The sequence below is a fragment of the Methylophaga sp. UBA1464 genome, from assembly GCF_002325665.1.
GTDB lineage: Bacteria > Pseudomonadota > Gammaproteobacteria > Nitrosococcales > Methylophagaceae > Methylophaga.
This window is the reverse complement of record NZ_DCSO01000011.1, coordinates 13,827-17,355: the sequence shown is the minus strand read 5'-3', so window position 1 is coordinate 17,355 and position 3,529 is coordinate 13,827. Positions and strand designations below refer to the sequence as shown.

4 protein-coding genes are annotated in these 3,529 nt (G+C 44.5%); 3 read left to right on the top strand and 1 reads right to left on the bottom strand.

Annotated features, from left to right (window positions below; all coding sequences use genetic code 11):
- Together B3O33_RS00865 and B3O33_RS00860 are read left to right on the top strand one after the other, a co-directional pair.
- On the top strand, window positions 1–1,580 hold a 1,580-nt coding region (locus tag B3O33_RS00865; protein WP_292362743.1), incomplete at its 5' end, for a diguanylate cyclase.
- Between the two features lie 146 nt (window positions 1,581–1,726).
- Window positions 1,727–2,176: an RT0821/Lpp0805 family surface protein gene (locus tag B3O33_RS00860; RefSeq protein ID WP_292359159.1), complete on the top strand. Its 450-nt coding sequence runs from the start codon at window positions 1,727–1,729 to the stop codon at window positions 2,174–2,176.
- A 91-nt stretch (window positions 2,177–2,267) separates the two neighbouring features.
- Here B3O33_RS00860 and B3O33_RS00855 read toward each other — a convergent pair whose 3' ends face one another.
- The gene (locus B3O33_RS00855) at window positions 2,268–2,882 is read right to left on the bottom strand and encodes a hypothetical protein (RefSeq protein WP_292362748.1); all 615 of its coding nucleotides are present in this window, start codon (window positions 2,880–2,882) and stop codon (window positions 2,268–2,270) included.
- Between the two features lie 236 nt (window positions 2,883–3,118).
- On the opposite strand from B3O33_RS00855, the gene B3O33_RS00850 reads away from it, so the two are divergent.
- Window positions 3,119–3,529 (top strand): LysE family translocator (locus B3O33_RS00850; protein WP_292362741.1); only part of this gene is annotated, 411 nt, incomplete at its 3' end.

Below are 3,529 nucleotides of genomic sequence, written 5' to 3'. Positions count from 1 at the left end.
CTGCGTTCTTTTTCTTTATTGCGCTGCTTGCTTTTGCATTTTCTGCCATGCGTGGAGATAACCGCGAATTTATTTATCTCGGTCTGTTTTCGCTGGCCAGCGCCGGAAACCTGTTAGGGGAGAGTCAGGCAGTACAACTACTGATTTATGCTCCACTGGCTAAAACCTATCTAGCGGCTATTTCGTATTTTTCGATCCCGATTTTTATCGCCTTGATTCTGAACTACTGGCTGGCTGAACAGGGCGACAAGCTTATGCTGCGTATTGCCCAAATGCATATCACGTACGTATTGATTTGCCTTGTATTGTCTTTGTCGGGCATCTGGCATCTGGCTTATTTTTACCCGATTTTTGACATGTTGTTTATCGTGACGTTGAGCATCATGCTGTGGATTTGTGTCCGTCATTTTAAGGTGATGAGTTTTGAACAACGTTTGGTCATGGGAGCATTTGGTATTTATGCCATTTTTTTCCTGATTGATATGTGCATAGCACATGGCCTCTTGCCATGGATAGATTTTCCTTTGGCCTACGGGGGGCTAATCTTTGCCCTGATGCTGGTGATGATTTCACTGAGACATTATCGCCAGACGCAGCAGGCATTAACGGAATTAAATGTCATGCTGGAGAAGCGGGTATCCGAACGTACAGCATCTTTACAGAATTATGTGCAACTTGAACAGCAGCGGGCCAATCAGCTTGCATTGATTAATGAGTTCAGCCTACGGCTGGAAAGCATTATCAGTCGGTTGCAACGATCCCAGAGTCTTGAGCAAGCTGGCAATCTGATTTGCCATGAACTACATAACGTTTTTGCGCCGATACAGTTACATGTAAACATGGTTAATGAATTTGCTGATTTATCCCCACAAGCTGTGCTCAACGATAAATATCGAATTGATGTTGAGGATTTGCAGCTTGGCAAACAAACGTTTATTACTTTCAATTTACCCGACATTTCCTCAGAAACGGCGGAGACCCGGCAATCGATTGAACAGTTTGTTTCTCGCGCTATCGATAGACTAAGCGTGACATTAAGCGGTATTAAACTCAGAGAAGATCTGCACATTATGTCGTTTGAAGATGCACTGACCGGATTGAAAAACCGTCGCTTTTTCGATGATGCCCTGCAGCGGGAAATTCAAATTGCCCAGCGCCACCGACAGGCCATTTCGCTGTTAATTTGTGATATCGATCATTTCAAAGAATTTAATGATCAGTTTGGTCATGATGCGGGTGATCTGGCATTACGCGAGGTTGCATCTTTAATGCTGGAACACTTCCGAGAAACAGATATACCTTGCCGGTACGGCGGAGAAGAATTTGTGGTACTCATGCCAGAAGCCAACCTCAACGATGCATTGGAACGGGCAAAATCCTTGTTGCTTAAAATATCCTCAAAAACAATAACCTATAATGGAAAAGACTTGAGCAACCTGACTATTTCGATTGGTATCAGCGGTTGGGACGGCAAGGGTAAATTGCCAGCGCAGTTGTTACCGGATGCTGACAAGGCACTGTATCGGGCAAAACTGGCTGGACGTAACCGTGTTGAAATTGCTACCGGAAACATTCTGTAATTTTTTCGACTTTTGCCGGTGCTTTTGACTAACGCTGGAATGAAAGTTTTTGTAAAGGTGTGGCCTATCACCGTAAAAGTAGAATTTAATCGTCTAAAATACAGTCATATTGATAAAGCGATAGTAAATATTCATAAGGAGAAAATATGAAACGACTTTTAACAATGATCTTTGCAATGGTATTTACGGTCAGTATGGCTGGCTGTCAGCTCAATAAACAATCAGTGGGCGCTGGCGTGGGTGGTGTAGCCGGTGGTGTACTGGGTTCAAACGTTGGTGGTGGTACCGGTCGAACGGCAGCCATTATAGGTGGTACTTTGCTTGGTGCGATGATTGGTGGGCATATTGGTGGCGAAATGGATGAACTGGATAGACGTCGTACTTATGAAACATTTGAGAACACCCCAACGGGTCGTACCAACTCATGGAATAATCCGGATACCGGCGCACAATACAGTGTGACTCCTACACGCACTTATGAAACGAATAATCGCCCATGCCGTGAATACGAGATGGATGCCTATATTGATGGCCAGCGTGAAGTGGTTAAAGGCACGGCCTGTCGCAACGCCAATGGAGAATGGGTTAACCAGTAAGCGCTATGCGACAACACATTGATAAAAAAACCGACTTACGTCGGTTTTTTTATGGTTGAAATATCCAATAGACTGCCTTGTTGCAGCAGGGTTATTTTTTACAGAGCGGCCCAATTTGATAAAAACGTCGACATTTGAACTCTTGTTCACATTGAGATAGTTGGCTGGAGAATAATCTGCTTCGCTCGCCAACCTGACGTGCAGTATCTATCACACGCGGTTTCTGCCGGTAACTTGCGAGACGATAGCCAGTTTGACCTTCATGATAAGCCAGATAAAGGTGAGTCGGATTATCCAGGGTGATATTGAGCCTATTTTGAGTGCGCTGGTTATACCAGCCGATAAAGTCCGTGGCATATTTCATATGCGTGCGCCTGGCCAGTGGATTTCCAACATCCTTCATATATTCTCCCCAAACCGGATTCTGTGCCTGAGCATATCCGTAGGCTGACGAAGACCTGCTCCAGGGAATAAATCCCAGTAACTTACGCCTTGGGGGACGGATATTGCTACGAAAACCCGACTCGCTGTGAATAAAAGCCATCTGCGTTGCTATGGGGGATCCCCATGTTTGTTCAGAGGCTTTTGCATAGTCATACCACTGTGGTTGTTCGCGGAATATGCTGCATATATTATTTTGATTAGCCGGAGGATCAGGGGGTAAAAGCGAACAGCCTGTCAAAAATGCAAACAAACCGGACAACATCAGGCATTGAAGTGCACGTCGTTTAAATAAACGGTTATTGATAAGCGGTTGATTGGTCATGTTGGGATGAAGGGAGATATGGCCAGATTCCTGAATATCAAAAAAACGCATATAGTTGCAGGTTAGCAGGCTCTGGAGATCGAAGCGTCAGATTATCCACCAGCTGAAATGTTTTTATTAAAACTTATTTGTTATCAAAGCCTTTGTAAATGGAATTAAGTTTAAGTATACAGGCCATGACTGGCTTATTAATCAGCCTGGCGGTACTGGCTGCCATGCCGAGTGTCAGTGTGTTTACAGTCTCATCCAGAGCCGCTTTATATGGCTTCAGGCATGGTATAGCCGTGACTTTTGGAATTGTTCTGGCGGATATCCTGTTTATCTGTCTCGCACTGTATGGCATGACGCTGCTGCTACCGTGGATTGGAGAGTGGGAATGGCTCATTCGGTTTATTGCAGCAGGCTATCTTTTCTGGCTGGCAATTCATTTATGGCGAAGAAAGCAACGACCTGTTGTTGATGAGCCTGTAGATTTAGGACGACAAAGGTCATTAAAAACCAGTTTTATGATGGGACTGATGGTGACATTACTGGATCAAAAAGCCATCCTGTTTTATATGGGGTTTTTTCCTGCATGGCTGGATTTA

Bases quoted from the DNA above. Each gene is read 5' to 3' on its own strand.
- B3O33_RS00860 (WP_292359159.1), top strand. From the start codon at position 1,727: ATGAAACGACTTTTAACAATGATCTTTGCAATGGTATTTACGGTCAGT.
- B3O33_RS00855 (WP_292362748.1), bottom strand. From the start codon at position 2,882: ATGTTGTCCGGTTTGTTTGCATTTTTGACAGGCTGTTCGCTTTTACCC.